General features: G+C 38.7%; 17 protein-coding genes. 10 read left to right on the top strand and 7 right to left on the bottom strand.

The features are described from left to right. The first annotated feature begins 15 nt into the window (after positions 1 to 15). Positions 16 to 1,359, top strand: a complete 1,344-nt coding sequence (gene astB, locus J678_RS15740; RefSeq protein WP_031955943.1) for an N-succinylarginine dihydrolase — start codon at positions 16 to 18, stop codon at positions 1,357 to 1,359. Between the two features lie 12 nt (positions 1,360 to 1,371). Then, on the top strand, positions 1,372 to 2,349 hold the full coding sequence (gene astE, locus J678_RS15735; protein ID WP_031955942.1) for a succinylglutamate desuccinylase: 978 nt from the start codon (positions 1,372 to 1,374) through the stop codon (positions 2,347 to 2,349). Positions 2,350 to 2,404: 55 nt separating this feature from the next. Here astE and J678_RS15730 read toward each other — a convergent pair whose 3' ends face one another. Then, a complete protein-coding gene (locus J678_RS15730; RefSeq protein WP_031955941.1) occupies positions 2,405 to 3,139 on the bottom strand; it encodes a hypothetical protein in 735 nt (244 codons plus the stop codon). 583 nt (positions 3,140 to 3,722) lie between these two features. Here J678_RS15730 and J678_RS15725 point away from each other — a divergent pair. Continuing rightward, positions 3,723 to 4,031, top strand: coding sequence for a hypothetical protein (locus J678_RS15725; protein ID WP_079377436.1), 309 nt, complete (start codon positions 3,723 to 3,725; stop codon positions 4,029 to 4,031). A 35-nt stretch (positions 4,032 to 4,066) separates the two neighbouring features. Then, a complete protein-coding gene (locus J678_RS15720; protein WP_031955937.1) occupies positions 4,067 to 5,398 on the top strand; it encodes a S8 family peptidase in 1,332 nt (443 codons plus the stop codon). Between the two features lie 100 nt (positions 5,399 to 5,498). Here the strand turns inward: J678_RS15720 and J678_RS15715 are convergent, their stop codons facing one another. The 3 genes from J678_RS15715 to J678_RS15705 form a co-directional block, all read right to left on the bottom strand. Further along, a complete protein-coding gene (locus J678_RS15715; protein ID WP_006580724.1) occupies positions 5,499 to 5,930 on the bottom strand; it encodes a hypothetical protein in 432 nt (143 codons plus the stop codon). A gap of 86 nt (positions 5,931 to 6,016) precedes the next feature. Continuing rightward, positions 6,017 to 6,436 (bottom strand): hypothetical protein, encoded by a 420-nt coding sequence (locus J678_RS15710; protein WP_002052287.1) that lies wholly within the window; start codon positions 6,434 to 6,436, stop codon positions 6,017 to 6,019. Between the two features lie 145 nt (positions 6,437 to 6,581). Continuing rightward, positions 6,582 to 7,448, bottom strand: coding sequence for a LysR family transcriptional regulator (locus J678_RS15705; RefSeq protein WP_004711757.1), 867 nt, complete (start codon positions 7,446 to 7,448; stop codon positions 6,582 to 6,584). A 108-nt stretch (positions 7,449 to 7,556) separates the two neighbouring features. Here J678_RS15705 and J678_RS15700 point away from each other — a divergent pair, with 108 nt between their 5' ends. Then, positions 7,557 to 8,459: a DMT family transporter gene (locus J678_RS15700; protein ID WP_032027385.1), complete on the top strand. Its 903-nt coding sequence runs from the start codon at positions 7,557 to 7,559 to the stop codon at positions 8,457 to 8,459. Positions 8,460 to 8,494: 35 nt separating this feature from the next. Continuing rightward, a complete protein-coding gene (locus tag J678_RS15695) occupies positions 8,495 to 8,779 on the top strand; it encodes a YciI family protein (protein ID WP_004711760.1) in 285 nt (94 codons plus the stop codon). A gap of 51 nt (positions 8,780 to 8,830) precedes the next feature. Here J678_RS15695 and glyS read toward each other — a convergent pair whose 3' ends face one another. The 3 genes from glyS to J678_RS15680 all read right to left on the bottom strand — a co-directional run bounded on the left by glyS (position 8,831) and on the right by J678_RS15680 (position 12,392). Continuing rightward, on the bottom strand, positions 8,831 to 10,900 hold the full coding sequence (glyS, locus tag J678_RS15690) for a glycine--tRNA ligase subunit beta (RefSeq protein ID WP_031955933.1): 2,070 nt from the start codon (positions 10,898 to 10,900) through the stop codon (positions 8,831 to 8,833). Continuing rightward, a complete protein-coding gene (gene glyQ / locus J678_RS15685; RefSeq protein WP_000085212.1) occupies positions 10,900 to 11,877 on the bottom strand; it encodes a glycine--tRNA ligase subunit alpha in 978 nt (325 codons plus the stop codon). Before glyQ ends, glyS begins: the two co-directional genes overlap by 1 nt. An 89-nt stretch (positions 11,878 to 11,966) precedes the next feature. Further along, positions 11,967 to 12,392 (bottom strand): hypothetical protein, encoded by a 426-nt coding sequence (locus J678_RS15680; RefSeq protein ID WP_031955932.1) that lies wholly within the window; start codon positions 12,390 to 12,392, stop codon positions 11,967 to 11,969. 29 nt (positions 12,393 to 12,421) lie between these two features. On the opposite strand from J678_RS15680, the gene J678_RS15675 reads away from it, so the two are divergent. The 4 genes from J678_RS15675 to J678_RS15660 all read left to right on the top strand — a co-directional run bounded on the left by J678_RS15675 (position 12,422) and on the right by J678_RS15660 (position 16,243). After that, on the top strand, positions 12,422 to 12,838 hold the full coding sequence (locus J678_RS15675) for a lysozyme inhibitor LprI family protein (protein ID WP_004711766.1): 417 nt from the start codon (positions 12,422 to 12,424) through the stop codon (positions 12,836 to 12,838). A gap of 109 nt (positions 12,839 to 12,947) precedes the next feature. Beyond that, a complete protein-coding gene (locus J678_RS15670) occupies positions 12,948 to 14,210 on the top strand; it encodes a putative DNA modification/repair radical SAM protein (RefSeq protein WP_002052302.1) in 1,263 nt (420 codons plus the stop codon). Positions 14,211 to 14,212: 2 nt separating this feature from the next. Next, on the top strand, positions 14,213 to 15,010 hold the full coding sequence (locus J678_RS15665) for a TIGR03915 family putative DNA repair protein (protein WP_031955930.1): 798 nt from the start codon (positions 14,213 to 14,215) through the stop codon (positions 15,008 to 15,010). A 132-nt stretch (positions 15,011 to 15,142) separates the two neighbouring features. Beyond that, the gene (locus J678_RS15660) at positions 15,143 to 16,243 is read left to right on the top strand and encodes an HPP family protein (RefSeq protein ID WP_032027383.1); all 1,101 of its coding nucleotides are present in this window, start codon (positions 15,143 to 15,145) and stop codon (positions 16,241 to 16,243) included. The last annotated feature ends 9 nt before the right edge of the window (positions 16,244 to 16,252 follow it).

Genomic DNA, 16,252 nt, shown 5'->3' with positions numbered 1-16,252 from the left:
CTAGGGAAAGAAAAAATGAAAGGATATGAAGTAAATTTTGATGGTTTAGTGGGGCCAACACATCACTATGCGGGTTTGTCTTTTGGTAATGAAGCATCAACCAAAAACCGTAACAATACCTCGAATCCAAAATTAGCAGCAAAACAAGGCTTATTAAAAATGAAAGCCTTGGCTGATATGGGAATGAAACAAGGTGTACTTGCTCCGCATGAACGCCCACATGTTCCAATGCTACGCCGTTTAGGTTTTACTGGAGATGACATTAGTGTTGTTGCTCAAGCAATGCGCTATTCACCAGAGCTATTGTCATCTTTAAGTTCAGCTTCTCCAATGTGGACTGCAAATGCTGCAACTGTTTCACCTTCGGCTGATAGCCAAGATGAGCGCGTGCATTTTACTGCAGCAAACCTGAACAATAAATTTCATCGTTCAATTGAAGCTGAAACTACAAGCCAAGTTTTACAAGCCATCTTTAAAAATGAACGTCACTTTGTACACCATGAAGCTTTACCACAAGTGGCTTTATTTGGTGACGAAGGTGCAGCAAATCACAATCGTTTAGGTGGTGATTATGCTAAGCGCGGTATTCAGGTTTTTGTTTATGGTCAACAACATTTAAATAATGGCTTACCGGGACCAAAACGTTATCCAGCACGTCAGACGCGTGAAGCAAGTGAAGCAATTGCACGTTTGCACCGTTTAGATGATGCACATACGGTTTTTGTTCAACAAAATCCAGATGTGATTGATCAGGGTGTTTTCCATAACGATGTGATTGCGGTAAGTAACCAACAGGTTTTATTCCACCATCAACATGCTTTCTTAAATCAAGATCAGGCATTTGCTGAAATTCGTCAAAAGATGGCAAGCATCGGTGAAGACTTTATTTCGATTGAAGTGCCTGAAAACCGCGTTACTGTAGACGATGCTGTTGCTACTTATTTGTTTAATAGCCAGATTTTGACTCGTCCAGATGGCGGCATGACCATTGTTGTACCAGAAGAGTCTCGCCAAAATGCTGCGGTATGGAGCTATTTGAACGATATGATTCAAATGGGTACACCAATTGATGCAATTCAAGTGTATGACCTACGTGAAAGTATGCGTAACGGTGGTGGTCCGGCTTGTTTGCGTTTACGTGTGGCATTAAATGAAACCGAATTAAATGCTGTAAATCCAAAAGTTCTTATGAATGATCAATTGTTTATGACGCTTAATCAGTGGGTAGATAAACATTATCGTGATCGTTTAGCTCAAGAAGATTTGGCAGATCCGCACCTACTCATGGAAAGCCGTATGGCGCTTGATGAACTGACCAAAATTTTAGGTTTGGGTTCGGTTTATCCTTTCCAAAAATAATGAGGAGGTGACATGCAAGATTTTCTAGCATTAACCTTACAAGGTGAGCTGCCTGCAAAGCGCGAGGGAAAACAAGATAATTTTTCTTGGCGTTGGTTAGGTGAGGGGCTTCTTGAATGTACACCACATAAGCAGTACGACAAAGCTGTCGTACTGTCAGCTGGAGTACATGGGAATGAAACGGCACCAATTGAGTTGTTATCTCATCTTTGCACCGATTTATTTGCCGGACGCTTAAAACTTGCAGTGAGATTATTGCTTGTATTGGGTAATCCGTATGCAATGCGTCAAGGCAAGCGTTATGTACATGATGATGTAAACCGTATGTTCTGTGGTGGGTATAAAAATCTGCCTCTAACTGAAGAGTCTAAGCGAGCTGAGGTTTTAGAGCAGGCAGTTGCTACTTTCTTTAAAGAAAGTGCAAGTAATGCTAAGCGCTATCACTATGATTTACATACAGCAATTCGTGCTTCATTGTTACCAACCTTTGCTCTATTACCTTATCAAACGCATGACTATGATGTTGATTTGACAGCAAGCCTTGAAGCTGCTGACTTAGATGCTTTGGTTTATCACAGGGCTGCGGGTAAAACATTTACACATTTTACAAGTGAAAGCTTTAAAGCTGCGAGTGCAACTTTGGAGTTAGGCAAAGCTTTGCCATTTGGACAAAATGACTTGAGTCAGTTTGCCGCAATTGATGAAGTTATTCGCAATGTCGTTTCTGAACAAGCTTTACCGTTAAGAAATAAAACAAAAATTCGAGTGTTTCAGGTATCTGATTCTTTAATTAAAAAAGATGAGGATTTCCAAATGAACTTATCGGCTGAGGCTCCGAACTTTTTAACATTTACCAAAGGCGAAATCATTGCGACTCAACCTTCTGGTAACTATGTAGTTGAACAAGATCAGGTCTGGATTTTATTTCCAAACCCAAATGTGAAGATTGGTTTACGTGCAGGTTTGGTTTTAACCGAAACACACTCATAATTTTTAGATAAATAAAAAAGGGCGATGAATCGCCCTTTTTTATTGCTAACTTTAATTAGTTAGTGCCGAAAAGGCCTTTAACGAAAGATTTCTTTTCAGTTTTTTGTGTAGAGCCTTGAGCCCCTGCATTTACGTTTGCATTTGCACTGATTCCAACCGGAGCAACATTAACACCAACATTTAAGCCTGTTTGAGCGTTGATTGCATGAGCTGGTTGAGCTGCATTTAATTGTGCTTGAGCATCAGCTTTAGTACCCGCAACAAATTCTTTTTGCTCTGCTTGATTTTGAGCTACGCGAGCTTTAACTGCATCTACACGTGCTTGAGCATCAGCTTGTTTTTCAGCGCTAAATTCTTTTTGTTCAGCCTGTTTTTCAGCAACTTTGGTTTTTACTGCATCAAGATGTGCTTTTGTATCAGCTTTAGCTTCAACTGCTAAGTTTTTAGTACCTGTTGCAGCTTTAGTCGCTAAATTTTTTGTGCCTGTTGCTGCTTCAGTAGCAAAATGTTTAGTGCCTGTTACAGCATCAGAAGAAAGTTCAGCTACTTTTCCTGTTGTTTTTTTAGTTGCTTTAACCGTAGTGTTAGCAGCTACATGACCAGCATGTTTTGCAGTGCTACCTACAGTATGTGCAGTATTTTTAACTGTATTTGTTACGCCACTAACAAGTCCACCCGGTTGTACATTTACTTGAGCAGAAGCGTCTGCATTAATGCCCGCACTTTGTGCAAAAATAGAAGCAGAGGCAAGAACGCTTGCAGTCACGATAGCTGTTTTCATCATTTTCATTGCGATATCCTTCAAAGAATATACCCTTTTAGTGAGGTATTTCATAAACGCAATCGCATCATATCTAAGGCTTGATTCGTTTGGGAATCACCTTAATCAAAACGTTACAACAGCATTACAGTCATTCAACACATTAGGGAGAAATTGTGGAGAAAAGAAAATATTAATAATAAAGTGAAATAGATACCGATATTTTATGATTTAAAAACGAGCAAAATACTTTTCGTCTTTTTCTTTTCTAAAATAAAAATACCCAAAAATATTTAACATGACCATTTTTCTATATCTATAAAGATGATTCTTTTTTCATTTTTTATTCGAGATAACGGCATAGTTATTGCTTATTATGAGAATAAGGTGCTTTTTGGCGCTTTTTTGAACCATATTCTGCCAGAAATATAAACGTAAAGGGCAGAACTGTATTTTTGCTTATTCGGGAAAAGATGATTTTGCTTTTCTCATGTTTATATATTTCATGAAATAGAAATTTCACATGAAATATATCTTAAGAAATAGTGCTTTATTTCGAATAATCAAAAATAAATATAGATGTCTATAAACAAAATAACAGAGATCTTAAATGATGAAAATTATTGCTTCCCTTTTCATATTGATCGGCTTAGTCGCCGTTGTTCTCTATTTTAAGCCAACAAACGGTGCATCTGAGGTGTTCAATTCTGCTTTAAACAAGACGAATTCATCACAACCAGACACTTCATCTTTACTTTCTAAACTTAAGGAGCCTGCTCAACCTAAAAACTTATCTTTAAATTCAACTCAACCCAAACCCGTATCAGAAGATACTGTTCCTTTTTATGACACAAAAAGTGATCCTTCGATTCAACCGATTGATCCAGAAAAAGATCCAGCAAATGAAATAAAAGCGAAATAAGTAAATTGTTAGTTGAAAAACTACGGAGAAAAATAATGCAAAGTAAAACGTTATTTCTATTAGGTCTATGTACGATCTTAAGTACAACTGCATCCGCTGTTCCTTTGGACGCTAAAGGTGCCAAACAGCAGTTAAATCAAGCAGCAAAACAAAAAGTATTTCAGGGTAAAATTAACTTAGATGCTTTGGTTACCAATGAATCTAATGATCTTATTGTTGAATACAATATTCCTTCGGAAAGTGTGGCTACAGGTTTGGAGCGACGAAATTATATTGCTGCAAATAAAAAGAATATCCAGTCAAGGTTTAATCGTGGTGTAGGGGTACAAGTACTTCGGGACTACAATAATTTACCTATAGCTTTTTACCGAATTAGTAATAAAGAAGCTTTGGTTGATTTGCTTAATGATCCGAACGTTAAGGCTGTATATCCAAACCGGATTAATCAGGCGACAACCGTGGAAAGTTTGCCTTTAATTAACCAGCCTCAAGCTAATACCAAAGGCTTTAATGGAACTGGTTCTAGTGTGGCTGTGCTTGATACGGGGGTAAATTACTTACATTCGGATTTTGGTTGTACAGCAGTTAATTCACCTTCAAGTACGTGCCGTGTCGTTTATGCATTTGATAGTGCCCCAGATGATGGCTCACTTGACGATAATGGTCATGGTAGTAATGTTTCAGCGATTGTGTCTAAAGTTGCCACCAAAACAAAAATTATTGGAATAGACGTTTTTCGGTCAGGTTCAGCCTATGATAGCGATATCCTTGCAGGGATTAACTGGGCAGTAAATAACGCTAAAACATACAATATTAAAGCGATCAATTTAAGTCTTGGTATTCCTGGTGTTAAATACAAATCTGAATGTAGTAATAGTAGTTATGCAACGGCGTTCGCAAATGCGCGAGCTGCTGGGGTAGTACCAGTAGTTGCATCAGGTAACGATGCATTTCCTGATGGTATTTCTTCACCTGCTTGTGTTGCTGGAGCGGTAAGAGTAGGTGCTGTATATGATAGTAATATTGGTGGTGTTTCATGGGGGAACCCAGTGAAATGTTCTGACCCAACCACGGCAGCGGACAAGGTGGCATGTTTTAGTAACGGGGGCAGTCTTGTGACTTTATTGGCACCAGGGGCAATGATTACTGCGGGTGGTTATACTATGGGAGGTACTTCTCAAGCCACGCCACATGTGGCTGGCGCAATTGCGTTATTAAGAGCAAACAGTGTTACACCAACTGAAACTATTGATCAGACCATTAATCGTTTAAAAACCACGGGTAAACCTATTACAGACTCAAGAACAGGTTTGGTTTTCCCACGTATTGATTTACTGGCGGCAACCAATGGTTTAACCGTTAACTAAATAGCATATTTATAATTTCTTATTAGGTCCAAGAAATTTAAATGGCTAGGGCTCGTTGCAAAAGATTACTTCTGCAACGAGTTTTTTTTATGGGAGTTTTTTAACCACACTTCGCTAAATTGGCTTTACTAAAATTGCTCTGTAGCTTTTTAAAATTATTTTGAATTGCGGGATCTTGGATATTAAAAGTGGTTGAACTTTTCGTTGTTGAGTTGATGGCTTGACTTAATATGCCAGAAGAATCTGGATATTGCTCCGTAAATGATTGAGCTGAAATTAACCCTTTATTGTTAAAAATCCAGTGCTCAGTAACTTGGCCACCACCTAAATAACCCGTAAATTCAATCATACAAGCTTGTTTATCGTGTTTAATGAGTTTGGCTACATTACCTGTCGTGGTGGGATAAGCTTCAATATTAGTATCTTGTTCTAAAACTTGTGCCTGAGAATAAGAAGAAACGGATTTAGTGGTTGCACAAGCAGTTAGTGCTACACAGCAGAGTGTTGAAAAGAGAAGTTTTTGACTATTCATAAGGCACATTCCTCGCTCTTTGTAGTATTTTTAAATGTCTATATTTTTTAAAAAGCGCGAAATGATCGCGCTATTCAAACTCAAACTTAATTGGTCGTCGTGCTAGATTTGCTTAACTCGCCTTGTTCAATTGGTATGTTTTGGCCATTTCGGCTACTAGTAATATTTTGTTTGGCTTGTTCTATTTTCTGTTCAGTAAACACTTTCGCTGTATCTGCTTTTTGTTGAACGACCTCTGCTTTTTCAGCTGTAAATTCTTTAGTACTTTGCCATTTTTCACTAATTTTTTGTGAAGTGTTTTCGGAAGCACCTTGAATAGAATCTCCTAAATTTTGTATGCCTTTTCCTGTTTTATATAATAGGACACGTCCTAAACTTGGATTGTCACCATAAGGTTGCGTCTTAGGTGCTACTTCATTTACTTGTTGTGTCTGTGTTGTTTCAGCAAAAAGGGTTGATGAGGCCAGTATAGAGCTTGCAACGCATAACACTTGTAAGGTTTTCATTTGGATCAATCTCCCCAATTACTTTAAAAGTTGAAGTGCTGATCTTACTGTTAAAAATAAATCTTGTGCAGGCATGTGATAAAACCCATACGATTTAATTACGAGAATTCATCATTTAACAGCAATTGACTTACTCTTCTGAGACTTATAAATAAAATTCAGACTTAATAAGTTCTATAAACGTATCTCTTGCTTTATGGTTGCTCACGTTTTTATGCCAGAAAAAGTGATTTTGCATAAAGGCAAGATGTTCAAACTTATAGCTTTGAATATGCGCTAAATTTTTATATTGCTCATAAATACTCTTAGGGACTAAAGCCACACCAGAACCTGCACTCACACACCCAATAATGGTGGCGTAACTGGTAATACTGGTGATAGGGAGAGAGATATTCTTCAGTTTAAGCCATTCTTCGAGTGCTGCACGGTAAGGACAGCCTTCAGTCCACATAAAAATTTCTTTACCAATCAAATCTTCTTGGCAATGAATTTCACCCAAAGAGTGAGATGCAATCAAGACCATGTCTTCTTGGTAAATACTGAGTTTATTCAGCATCGGAAATTCAATATTACCTGCGACAATTGCTCCATCAAGTTTGTGCTGAGAAATATCAACTAATAACTGTTTCCACGTGCCAGTAATAATTTGAATAGAAACCTCAGGGTAGCGTTGATGATATTTTGCAAGTAAGTTGGGCAGGCGAGTTGTAGCAGAAGATTCAATAGCTCCAATTTTGAGCGGGCCAGAGGGAGGTGCATCTGGATGAATACTTCGTTTGGCTTCATCGCATAGCGCTAAAATTTTATGGCAATAATCGAGAAAAATTTCTCCTGACGGTGTGAGTTTTAAAGCTTTCCCTTCACGATAAAACAATGGTGCGCCGAGTTCTTCTTCAAGCTGCTTAATGCGTGTAGTGATATTGGATGGTACGCAATGTAGTTGTAGTGATGCTTTAACCATGGTCCCGCATTCAACCACGGTCTGAAACATTTTTAACTGGGTAATATCCATATTTAATCATTCACTTTTAATGAATATTTAACTCAATATAAGTTAATTTTATTCAACTATCTATGTGCATATGATGAAAGAGTTCCATTTCATTAGTGCAGATTTAACATGGCAATTTCTCTTGCTGCGGAAACCCAGCCTCCAGCTTTTAAGCTTTACTTATGTATTGCTATTACTGTCTTTTGTTGGGGGTATTCACCTATTGGTGTACATAGTGCCTTGCATTCATATACACCGCAGCATATTGCCTTGCTCCGTTTTTTGATTGCATTTGTTTTTTTACTGCTTTTGGTTATGAAAAAAGGAATTCAGCCATTAAAGTGGAAAGATGCTCCTGCACTTGCTGTATTAGGTTTTTTCTCTGTAACGCTACATCACTTACTTATAAATACCGGGCAGCAATATGTAACTGCTGTTGCTTCCAGCATTTTAAGTCAATCTATTCCGCTATTCACTTTTATTATTTCAGCTTTACTTTTTAAAGAAAAAATTCGTTTCAAACAGTGGTTGTGTATTTTGCTGGGCCTTTGTGGCGCCGTGTTGGTGGTTAGTGGAGATCATGGTTTTGGTGTGCCGAGCCCTTATAGTTTGTTGATTGTTTTAGCTGCAATTGCATGGGGGCTTTATTTTAATTTATATAAAAAATTTGCCTTAAATTATGATGCCTTGAGCATGATGTGCTACATCATTTGGTTCGGGACCATTCCTTTATTATTTTATAGTGCTCATTTACCTAGTGAAATTTTACATGCTACTTGGAAAGCCAATATGTCAGTTATCTTATTGGGTATTTTCCCAAGTGCAATGGCTTATGTACTTTGGGGATATGTACTTAAAAATATGCCGTTAACGATTGCATCGAATTTTTTATATTGTTCACCCATTGTGGCAATGAGTTTAGCGGTTCTTTTCTTAAATGAAAAACCGTCAATGATGGTCCTGCTAGGTGGAGTAATTATTGTGGGGAGTTTGGTATGGATGAATTGGGGGAATAGGCGTACTATCGAATAAGCTATATCATGCGCTACTTGCTTTAAGAGAATGAGATGATTGTTGTTACTTTAACTTATAAAAAACCGTTAGCCGAAGTTGATGCAGTGCTAAAAGAACATATCGCATTTTTAGATCATTACTATGAGCAAAAGAAATTTCTGGCATCAGGTCGCCGCGAAAATAGAGTAGGTGGGGTAATTTTGGTTCTCAGCTCTTCTATTCAAGAAGCCGAGGAAATCATGAAAAATGATCCATTTTATATTCATGATGTGGCCAATTATGATTTTATGTGGTTTGAGCCGTCAAAAAGTTTAGAAGAAATTAAAGAGCTTATTTAACTCAAAAAATAAAGGGATCTATAAAAGATCCCTTTATTTAAAAAGAACTAATTAACCCTGTAACACACTTACATCAGCCACAGCAGTAAACAAGTTACGTAACTGAGCCAATAAACGTAAACGATTTGCTTTCAGTTCAGCATCATCTGCCATTACCATTACGCTATCAAAGAATGCATCAATCGGCGCGCGAAGTGCTGCAAGCTTAGAAAGGGCAGCAGTGTAGTCTTTTGCTGCAAGTAATGGCTCAACCACAGGAGTTACTGCTTGAAGCTCAGCAAATAATGCTTTTTCAGCATCTTCAACCAAGTTTGCTTCGACTACAGAACCTTCTGGTGTCGCTTCTTTTGCAAGAATATTAGCAACACGTTTGTTTGCAGCAGCGAGTGCCGCAGCTTCAGGTAATGTACGGAAGTGATTAACTGCATTTACGCGCTTGTCAAAATCAAGTGGAGATTTTGGTGCAAGTGCTTGAACGGCTTGAAGTACGTCAACAGCAACGCCTTGGTCCTCGTACTTGGCACGGTAACGACCTTCCAAGAATGCAACAGCATCAGCGCGAGTTTTGTCGTGGTCTTTAACGATATTGCCATAACCTTGAAGTGCAAGATTCACTAATTCTTCAATTGTTACGTCTAATTCATTTTCAATGATTAAACGTAAGATACCAATTGCTGAACGACGAAGAGCAAACGGGTCTTTAGAACCTGTAGGCGCTTGTCCAATACCGAAAATACCCACAAGGGTATCTAAACGGTCAGCAAGAGCAATGGTTGTACCTGTTTTGGTTTTTGGTAAAACATCACCCGCAAATTTTGGTAAATATTGTTCACCTAAAGCTTCAGAAACTTCAGTGTTTTCACCTTCAATACGTGCGTAGTAAGTACCCGCAATACCTTGAAGTTCTGGGAACTCACCTACAAGTTCAGAAGTTAAGTCACATTTAGCAAGTAATGCAGCTTTTTCAGCATCGGCTGGGTTTGCACCAGTGATGGAAGATAATGCAACTGCAAGTTTTGCAATACGTGTTGATTTGTCCCAAAGCGTACCAAGTTGTGCTTGGAATACCATGTTTGCTAGTTTTTCTTTACGAGATGCAAGCGGTTGCTTTTGATCTTGTAAGAAGAAGAATTCAGCATCAGACAAACGAGGACGAACAACTTTTTCGTTACCTTCAATAATTTGAGTCGGGTCTTTAGACTCAATATTTGAAACAGTAATGAAGTAAGGTTGTAATTTACCTTCCGCATTGATCAAACAGAAATATTTCTGGTTGTCTTGCATTGTCGTAATAAGTGCTTCTTGAGGAACAGCTAAGTAGCGTTCTTCAAAAGTTGCCCGTAAAGCTACAGGCCATTCAACGAGACTTGTTACTTCATCAAGTAAGTCAGCTGGAACAATTGCAGTCGCGTTAACTTCATCAGCTAACTTTTTCACTTGTTCTTGTATGGTTGCCTGACGCTTTTCAAAGTTCGCAACGACGTAAGCTTTTTCTAAAGCAGCCAAGTAGTCATTTGCATGCGCTAAAGTTACAGCTTCAGGTGCATGGAAACGGTGACCATAAGTCACATTGCCAGCTTTATGATCTTGAATAGTCGCGTCAACAATTTGGTCATCTTTGAGTAAGAGAACCCATTTCACTGGACGTACAAATTCGGTACGGCTTGCAGCAGAACGCATGCGCTTAGCAATTGGTAAATTGTCTAATGCAGTTTGTAAAATCTGTGGAAGTAAAGCGTCAAGGCTTTGACCTTTCACATCTTTTAAATAGCAAACTTTTTCAACTTTACCTGCTTGGAAAGTAGAAAGCTGATCAGCAGTAATGCCTTGACCACGCATAAAGCCTTCAAGTGCTTTAGTCGGTTTGCCTTCTGCATCGTAAGCTGCTTGAACAGCAGGGCCGTCAAAACGTTTTTGTGTATCCGCTTGCGCAGCATCTACATCTACAATTTTAAGCGCTAAACGACGTGGAGCAGCATAAGCTTCAATTGATGCGAAGTTTAAGCCTGCATCATTTAAGCCTTTTACCGTTTCTGCCTGTAATGCATCACGTAATGTTTTTAAGCTTTTTGGTGGAAGCTCTTCACAGCCAAGTTCGAATAAAACAGTATGTTTGCTCATTAGTTTTTCTCCGCCTTTGCTGCTTCACTTTCAGCTTGTGCTTTTAGCTGTGCCAATACTTCATCACGTAAATGCGGTTCTGCCATTGGGAAGCCAAGTTCTGCACGCGCTTGTACATAACTTTGTGCAATTGCGCGCGCCAAAGTACGTACACGTAAAATGTAACGCTGACGCTCAGTCACAGAAATTGCACCACGTGCATCAAGCAAGTTAAAGGTATGAGACGCTTTAACGACTTGCTCATAAGCTGGTAGTGGAAGTTTAGCTTCCATTAAACGGTTAGCTTCTGACTCGTAGAAATCAAACAGTTCAAATAGTTTATCAACTGGAGCGTATTCAAAGTTATAAGTCGATTGCTCAACTTCATTTTGATGGAATACGTCGCCGTAAGTTACCGTGCCGAATTGGCCTTTCGTCCAAACAAGGTCATATACCGAATCAACACCCTGTAGGTACATCGCAAGACGTTCTAAACCGTAAGTGATTTCGCCTGTTACTGGGTAACATTCAACACCACCAACTTGTTGGAAGTAAGTGAACTGAGTTACTTCCATACCGTTAAGCCAAACTTCCCAACCTAAGCCCCAAGCCCCAAGAGTTGGAGATTCCCAGTTGTCTTCTACGAAACGGATATCGTGAGTAAGCGTGTCAATCCCGATTGCTTTTAAAGAATCGAGATAAAGCTGCTGGATGTTGTCTGGGTTTGGCTTAAGTACCACTTGGAATTGGTAGTAATGTTGCAAACGGTTCGGGTTTTCACCGTAGCGGCCATCTTTTGGACGACGTGAAGGTTGAACGTATGCAGCATTCCAAGTTTCAGGCCCTAAAGCACGTAAGAATGTTGCGGTGTGGAATGTTCCAGCGCCCATTTCCATGTCGTAAGGTTGTAGTACGACGCAGCCTTGTTCGGCCCAATAGTTTTGTAGGGCAAGAATTAAGCCCTGAAATGTATCAATGTGCGAGATGGCGCGACTCATGTAGCATCCACGAATTTATGAGAAAAATTGCCCCTAAGTATAAGGATTTTGTAGGGGAGTGGCAAAGGCTTAATCAAATGAATACGTGATTAGCCTATTTGTTTTCGGCTTAGCCATTTCAAGCTTAACCAGTAGCAAAAGCCGGTAAATAAAATCATGAGATAAAAACTGTAAATCTTATAAATATTCCACCAAGGAGACGGGAATGACCCGACAAAAAACAAACGTGCAATAGGGCTAATCAAAATCCAGATCGCAGTTCCGCTGATGAGAATACTCATCAGATTTAAACGACTTTTACGGGCCAGAAAATAGGAAATGATATATGCGAAAGGAATAACTAGAAGGCCATAAAAAAGTAAATAAAATAAGAAATGGGCTAGTAAAATAACTCCAATCGAATAAAGGTTAAACTCAGCATTTAATGTCATGACCCCTAAGGCAGATAAACTCAGCAATGGTAGGGGTGCAAGCGCAAGTGCATGAATAATCGTTTTTTTGTTATATTGAAGCATATTAAAAATTATAGAACTGAGAAGAAGTTATGTTGAAATTTTGCTGCAAACTTATTGTTTTATCCAGCCTTTTCTGTAGCCCGTGGCTTTACGCGCAAACCGAAACTGATGAGCAAGATGAATACAATCAATGTGTAGACCAGACCATTAAAGAAATGAAGCTTGAAAGCATTAATAATATGGTCGTGTATAGCTGTTCTGAACAAGCTAAAAAGACTTATGAAGAAAAAATTGTTGCTCTGATTGATCAAATTCGTGCACAAAGCGAAGAATACAAACAGCCAGAACGTTACCAAGATATTTTAAAATCTCAGCGACTCTGGAAAGCCTATGTAGATCAGGAATGTAATAATGCAGGTTCATATATCGGTTCACCGATGTATTCATATTGCCCAATGCAAGAGTATGAAAAGCGTGTAAAGCAGCTTGAAGAATACGTTAATTAAGACAGATTATTTTAAACGTCACCTCATGACGCTGAGCGTACTTCCCTAGATTAAATTTAAGAATGCGACATGATATTTTCTAAACGATGCCATAAATGAGTCGTTTGATATGTCTGATCGCATTCGGGAAAAGCTACAAATTCTTGCTGATGCTGCTAAATATGATGTGTCTTGTTCATCAAGTGGCAGTGATCGTAAAAACAAAAATAAAGGTCTGGGGGATGCTAGTCATTCGGGTATTTGCCATAGCTATACTGAAGATGGTCGTTGTGTGTCTCTCTTAAAAATTCTGTTTAGCAATGTCTGTATTTTTGACTGCGCCTATTGTGTTTCACGTCGTTCTAATGACGTTCAACGTGCCGCATTTACGGTACAAGAGGTCGTCGATTTAACCATTAATTTTTACCGTCGTAATTATATTGAAGGGTTATTTTTAAGCTCCGGCATTTTTAAATCGGCAGATCACACGATGGAGCGCATGCTCCAAGTGGTTAAAAAGTTGCGTCTTGAAGAAAACTTTAATGGTTATATTCACTTAAAAACGATTCCGGGCGCATCGCCTGAACTGATTCATGAAGCAGGTTTATATGCTGACCGGATGAGTATTAATTTAGAAATGCCGACAGAGATGGGGCTAAAAACTTTTGCGCCAGAAAAATCACATGAGGAAGTACAAAAAGATTTAGGTTTGGTTCGTGACAGACTCATTCAACTGAAAGATGAACGACAAGTTATTAAGCATGTGCCGAAATATGTACCAGCAGGGCAGACCACCCAAATGGTGGTAGGAGCGCATCAAGAGTCAGATCAAGATGTCTTGTTCATGGCAGACAAGCACTATAAAGAATTTAAACTCAAACGCGTCTATTATTCGGGTTATATCCCAATTAATACCGAAAATAATTACTTGCCTGCTGTTGGTTCTGCACCGCCGTTGCTTCGTGAAAATCGACTCTATCAAAGTGATTGGTTGATGCGTTTTTACGGTTTTGAAGTCAATGAAATTGTTAATGAAAAACACCCAAATTTGGATCTGGATGTAGACCCAAAATTAAGCTGGGCGTTAAGGCATCCCGAGCAGTTTCCAGTAGATTTAAATCGTGCAGATTATCAAATGATTTTACGTGTACCGGGTATTGGGGTGAAATCGGCCAAGAAAATTGTGCAAGCACGCCGGTTTGGCAAAATCCATACCGATTTACTTAAAAAACTCGGTGTGGCCTATCAGCGTGCAAAATTCTTTATTCGCTGTGAAGACAGTCCAAAATTCCAAAAAGAATTGTCTTCAAGTTTTATTCGGCAGCAGATTTTAACGCAGGGATCTTCGAAATATGTGCAGCAACTCTCGCCACAATTAAGTCTTGGGTTTTAGCCATGTTTAATGAGGAGGTTGCTTACTATTTTGATGGTTCAATGGTTGGGCTGCTGAGCTGTGTTTTTCGTGCATTTCAATTTAAAGAATTACAGGTCAGGCTCTGTTTGAATGATGCGGCTCAACATGGTTTATTTGCCGATAAAATTGAGGTTGCAAATAATGAGCAACATGCTGAACGTGTATGGGCTGCGCTACAAAAAAAGCTTTCATCTTCTTCGTTAAAACAATTTTATTTTGCTTATTTATCCGAATCTTTAGATGCCTATCAGCATTTATTTAATTACTGTATTTATGTGTTTACTAGCCATGTTTCCATAGAAAAAGATTATTCAAATCCTAGTGTTCTGGCAATTGCACAGTGGACGAAAAAGGTCGGGCGAGAGAAGCATCGGATGGAGGCTTTTATTCGTTTTAAGAAAACTAAAGATGAGCTTTTTTTAAGTCTGGTTCGTCCTGATTTTAATGTTTTACCACTCATTCAGCCGCATTTTAAACGGCGTTATCAAGATCAGCGTTGGTTGATTTATGATGAGCAACGTAAGTTTGGAATTTATTATGATTTACGGGAAATATATGAAGTTTCGCTCGAAGCCTCGGACGTTGACCGTAATTTAAAAAATGGAATGAGTCAAAGCTTTCAGCTTGAGTTAGATGAGCAAGAAGTTTTGTATGATCAGCTTTGGAAAGATTATTTTAAGAGCGTAAATATTACAGAACGCCAGAATATAAAGCTCCATGTGCAATATTTGCCGAAACGTTACTGGCGTTATTTAAATGAAAAATTGATGGAATATTAAAATTTTCAAATAGTAAGAATATATTCAACAGGTTTTCTGATAATTGAAAGATATAATTTAAATGCACTTTATGTGGCTTTGGGCGTATACTTTTGCCCGTTATAAATAACGGCATATCCCCTAAGGTGTACTGTGAGTGTTATACAGCCAGAATGGTTACAGATTTTAAAACCGAATTTTAAGGTTTTACCACTAAAAGAACGGTTGCTTTGTGGCGTTGGAGCGCTATGCGGTTTAGCAATTTCTTCCTTAATTAGCTGGTATGTTTTAGATGGGATTAATGCATGGTACATTGCACCTATGGGAGCTTCCTCAGTTCTCTTATTTGCTGTGTCGACCAGTCCGCTGGCTCAGCCTTGGAATGTTATTGTTGGTAATCCCTTAGCCGCCATTATTGGCGTAGCCTGTGCACAGTACATTCCGGATTTAACTACGGCTTTTAGTGTGGCTGTAGGGCTTGCTATATTTTTAATGATGACCACTGACTCTTTGCACCCACCGAGTGGTGCAGTTGCGATTACGGCTGTGTTGGGTGGTGCGGCTATTCACAAATTAGGTTTCTATTTTGTTTTCTATCCGGTTCTGCTCAATTCATTACTTCTACTCGGTTTCGCCATCTTTTTTAATAGACTGATTGGGCGGCATTATCCGGTTACTGCACACTTAAATGAACGTAGTAAAGACCCAACGCCAACTCAAAAAGTCTCAATTCAGCCAAAAGATATTGAATATGCATTAGAGCATCACACTGAACTATTAGATATTAGTCAGTACGATTTAGAAAAAATCATTTTAGAAGCGCAAGAACATGCCAATGAACGCATGGTGAACCAATATGCCTGTCAGGATATTATGAGCCGTGATGTGATTAAACTACATGAAGATGATGATATTCATCAGGCATTAGATAAATTTAAACAAGTGAACTTGATGAGCTTACCTGTGGTCAATGCAGAAAACCATTTAGTAGGAACTTTAGCGCTATATGAAGTTGTGGAGTGGTTTAAAGGGGCAGCCGATCCAAGAAACTCATGGCAACATTATGTAAAGCAAATTATGAGTCGTCGAGTTGTTACTGTACTACCAACTCAGCCTATTCAAGATCTTGTACCTTACTTTGTTGAGAAGTCATTTAACTATATTCCTGTTGTTGAAGAGCGAAAACTGATAGGAATCATTAGCCGTGCAGATATGATCGCGGCATTACAACAGCAGTTAAATCGAAAACTATAATTTTAAGCA

It is taken from the genome of Acinetobacter sp. 1424608, from assembly GCF_000588255.1.
Taxonomy (GTDB): Bacteria; Pseudomonadota; Gammaproteobacteria; order Pseudomonadales; family Moraxellaceae; genus Acinetobacter; species Acinetobacter nosocomialis.
The sequence above is the reverse complement of the archived record's forward strand: the minus strand, read 5'-3'. Positions and strand labels throughout refer to the sequence as shown.

Coding starts and splice junctions, on each gene's coding strand:
- J678_RS15715 (WP_006580724.1), bottom strand. CDS start 5,930: ATGAATAGTCAAAAACTTCTCTTTTCAACACTCTGCTGTGTAGCACTA.
- J678_RS15720 (WP_031955937.1), top strand. CDS start 4,067: ATGCAAAGTAAAACGTTATTTCTATTAGGTCTATGTACGATCTTAAGT.
- J678_RS15725 (WP_079377436.1), top strand. CDS start 3,723: ATGAAAATTATTGCTTCCCTTTTCATATTGATCGGCTTAGTCGCCGTT.
- glyQ (WP_000085212.1), bottom strand. CDS start 11,877: ATGAGTCGCGCCATCTCGCACATTGATACATTTCAGGGCTTAATTCTT.
- J678_RS15670 (WP_002052302.1), top strand. CDS start 12,948: ATGTCTGATCGCATTCGGGAAAAGCTACAAATTCTTGCTGATGCTGCT.
- J678_RS15710 (WP_002052287.1), bottom strand. CDS start 6,436: ATGAAAACCTTACAAGTGTTATGCGTTGCAAGCTCTATACTGGCCTCA.
- J678_RS15700 (WP_032027385.1), top strand. CDS start 7,557: ATGGCAATTTCTCTTGCTGCGGAAACCCAGCCTCCAGCTTTTAAGCTT.
- J678_RS15665 (WP_031955930.1), top strand. CDS start 14,213: ATGTTTAATGAGGAGGTTGCTTACTATTTTGATGGTTCAATGGTTGGG.
- J678_RS15730 (WP_031955941.1), bottom strand. CDS start 3,139: ATGAAAATGATGAAAACAGCTATCGTGACTGCAAGCGTTCTTGCCTCT.
- glyS (WP_031955933.1), bottom strand. CDS start 10,900: ATGAGCAAACATACTGTTTTATTCGAACTTGGCTGTGAAGAGCTTCCA.
- J678_RS15705 (WP_004711757.1), bottom strand. CDS start 7,448: ATGGATATTACCCAGTTAAAAATGTTTCAGACCGTGGTTGAATGCGGG.
- astB (WP_031955943.1), top strand. CDS start 16: ATGAAAGGATATGAAGTAAATTTTGATGGTTTAGTGGGGCCAACACAT.
- astE (WP_031955942.1), top strand. CDS start 1,372: ATGCAAGATTTTCTAGCATTAACCTTACAAGGTGAGCTGCCTGCAAAG.
- J678_RS15695 (WP_004711760.1), top strand. CDS start 8,495: ATGATTGTTGTTACTTTAACTTATAAAAAACCGTTAGCCGAAGTTGAT.
- J678_RS15680 (WP_031955932.1), bottom strand. CDS start 12,392: ATGCTTCAATATAACAAAAAAACGATTATTCATGCACTTGCGCTTGCA.
- J678_RS15675 (WP_004711766.1), top strand. CDS start 12,422: ATGTTGAAATTTTGCTGCAAACTTATTGTTTTATCCAGCCTTTTCTGT.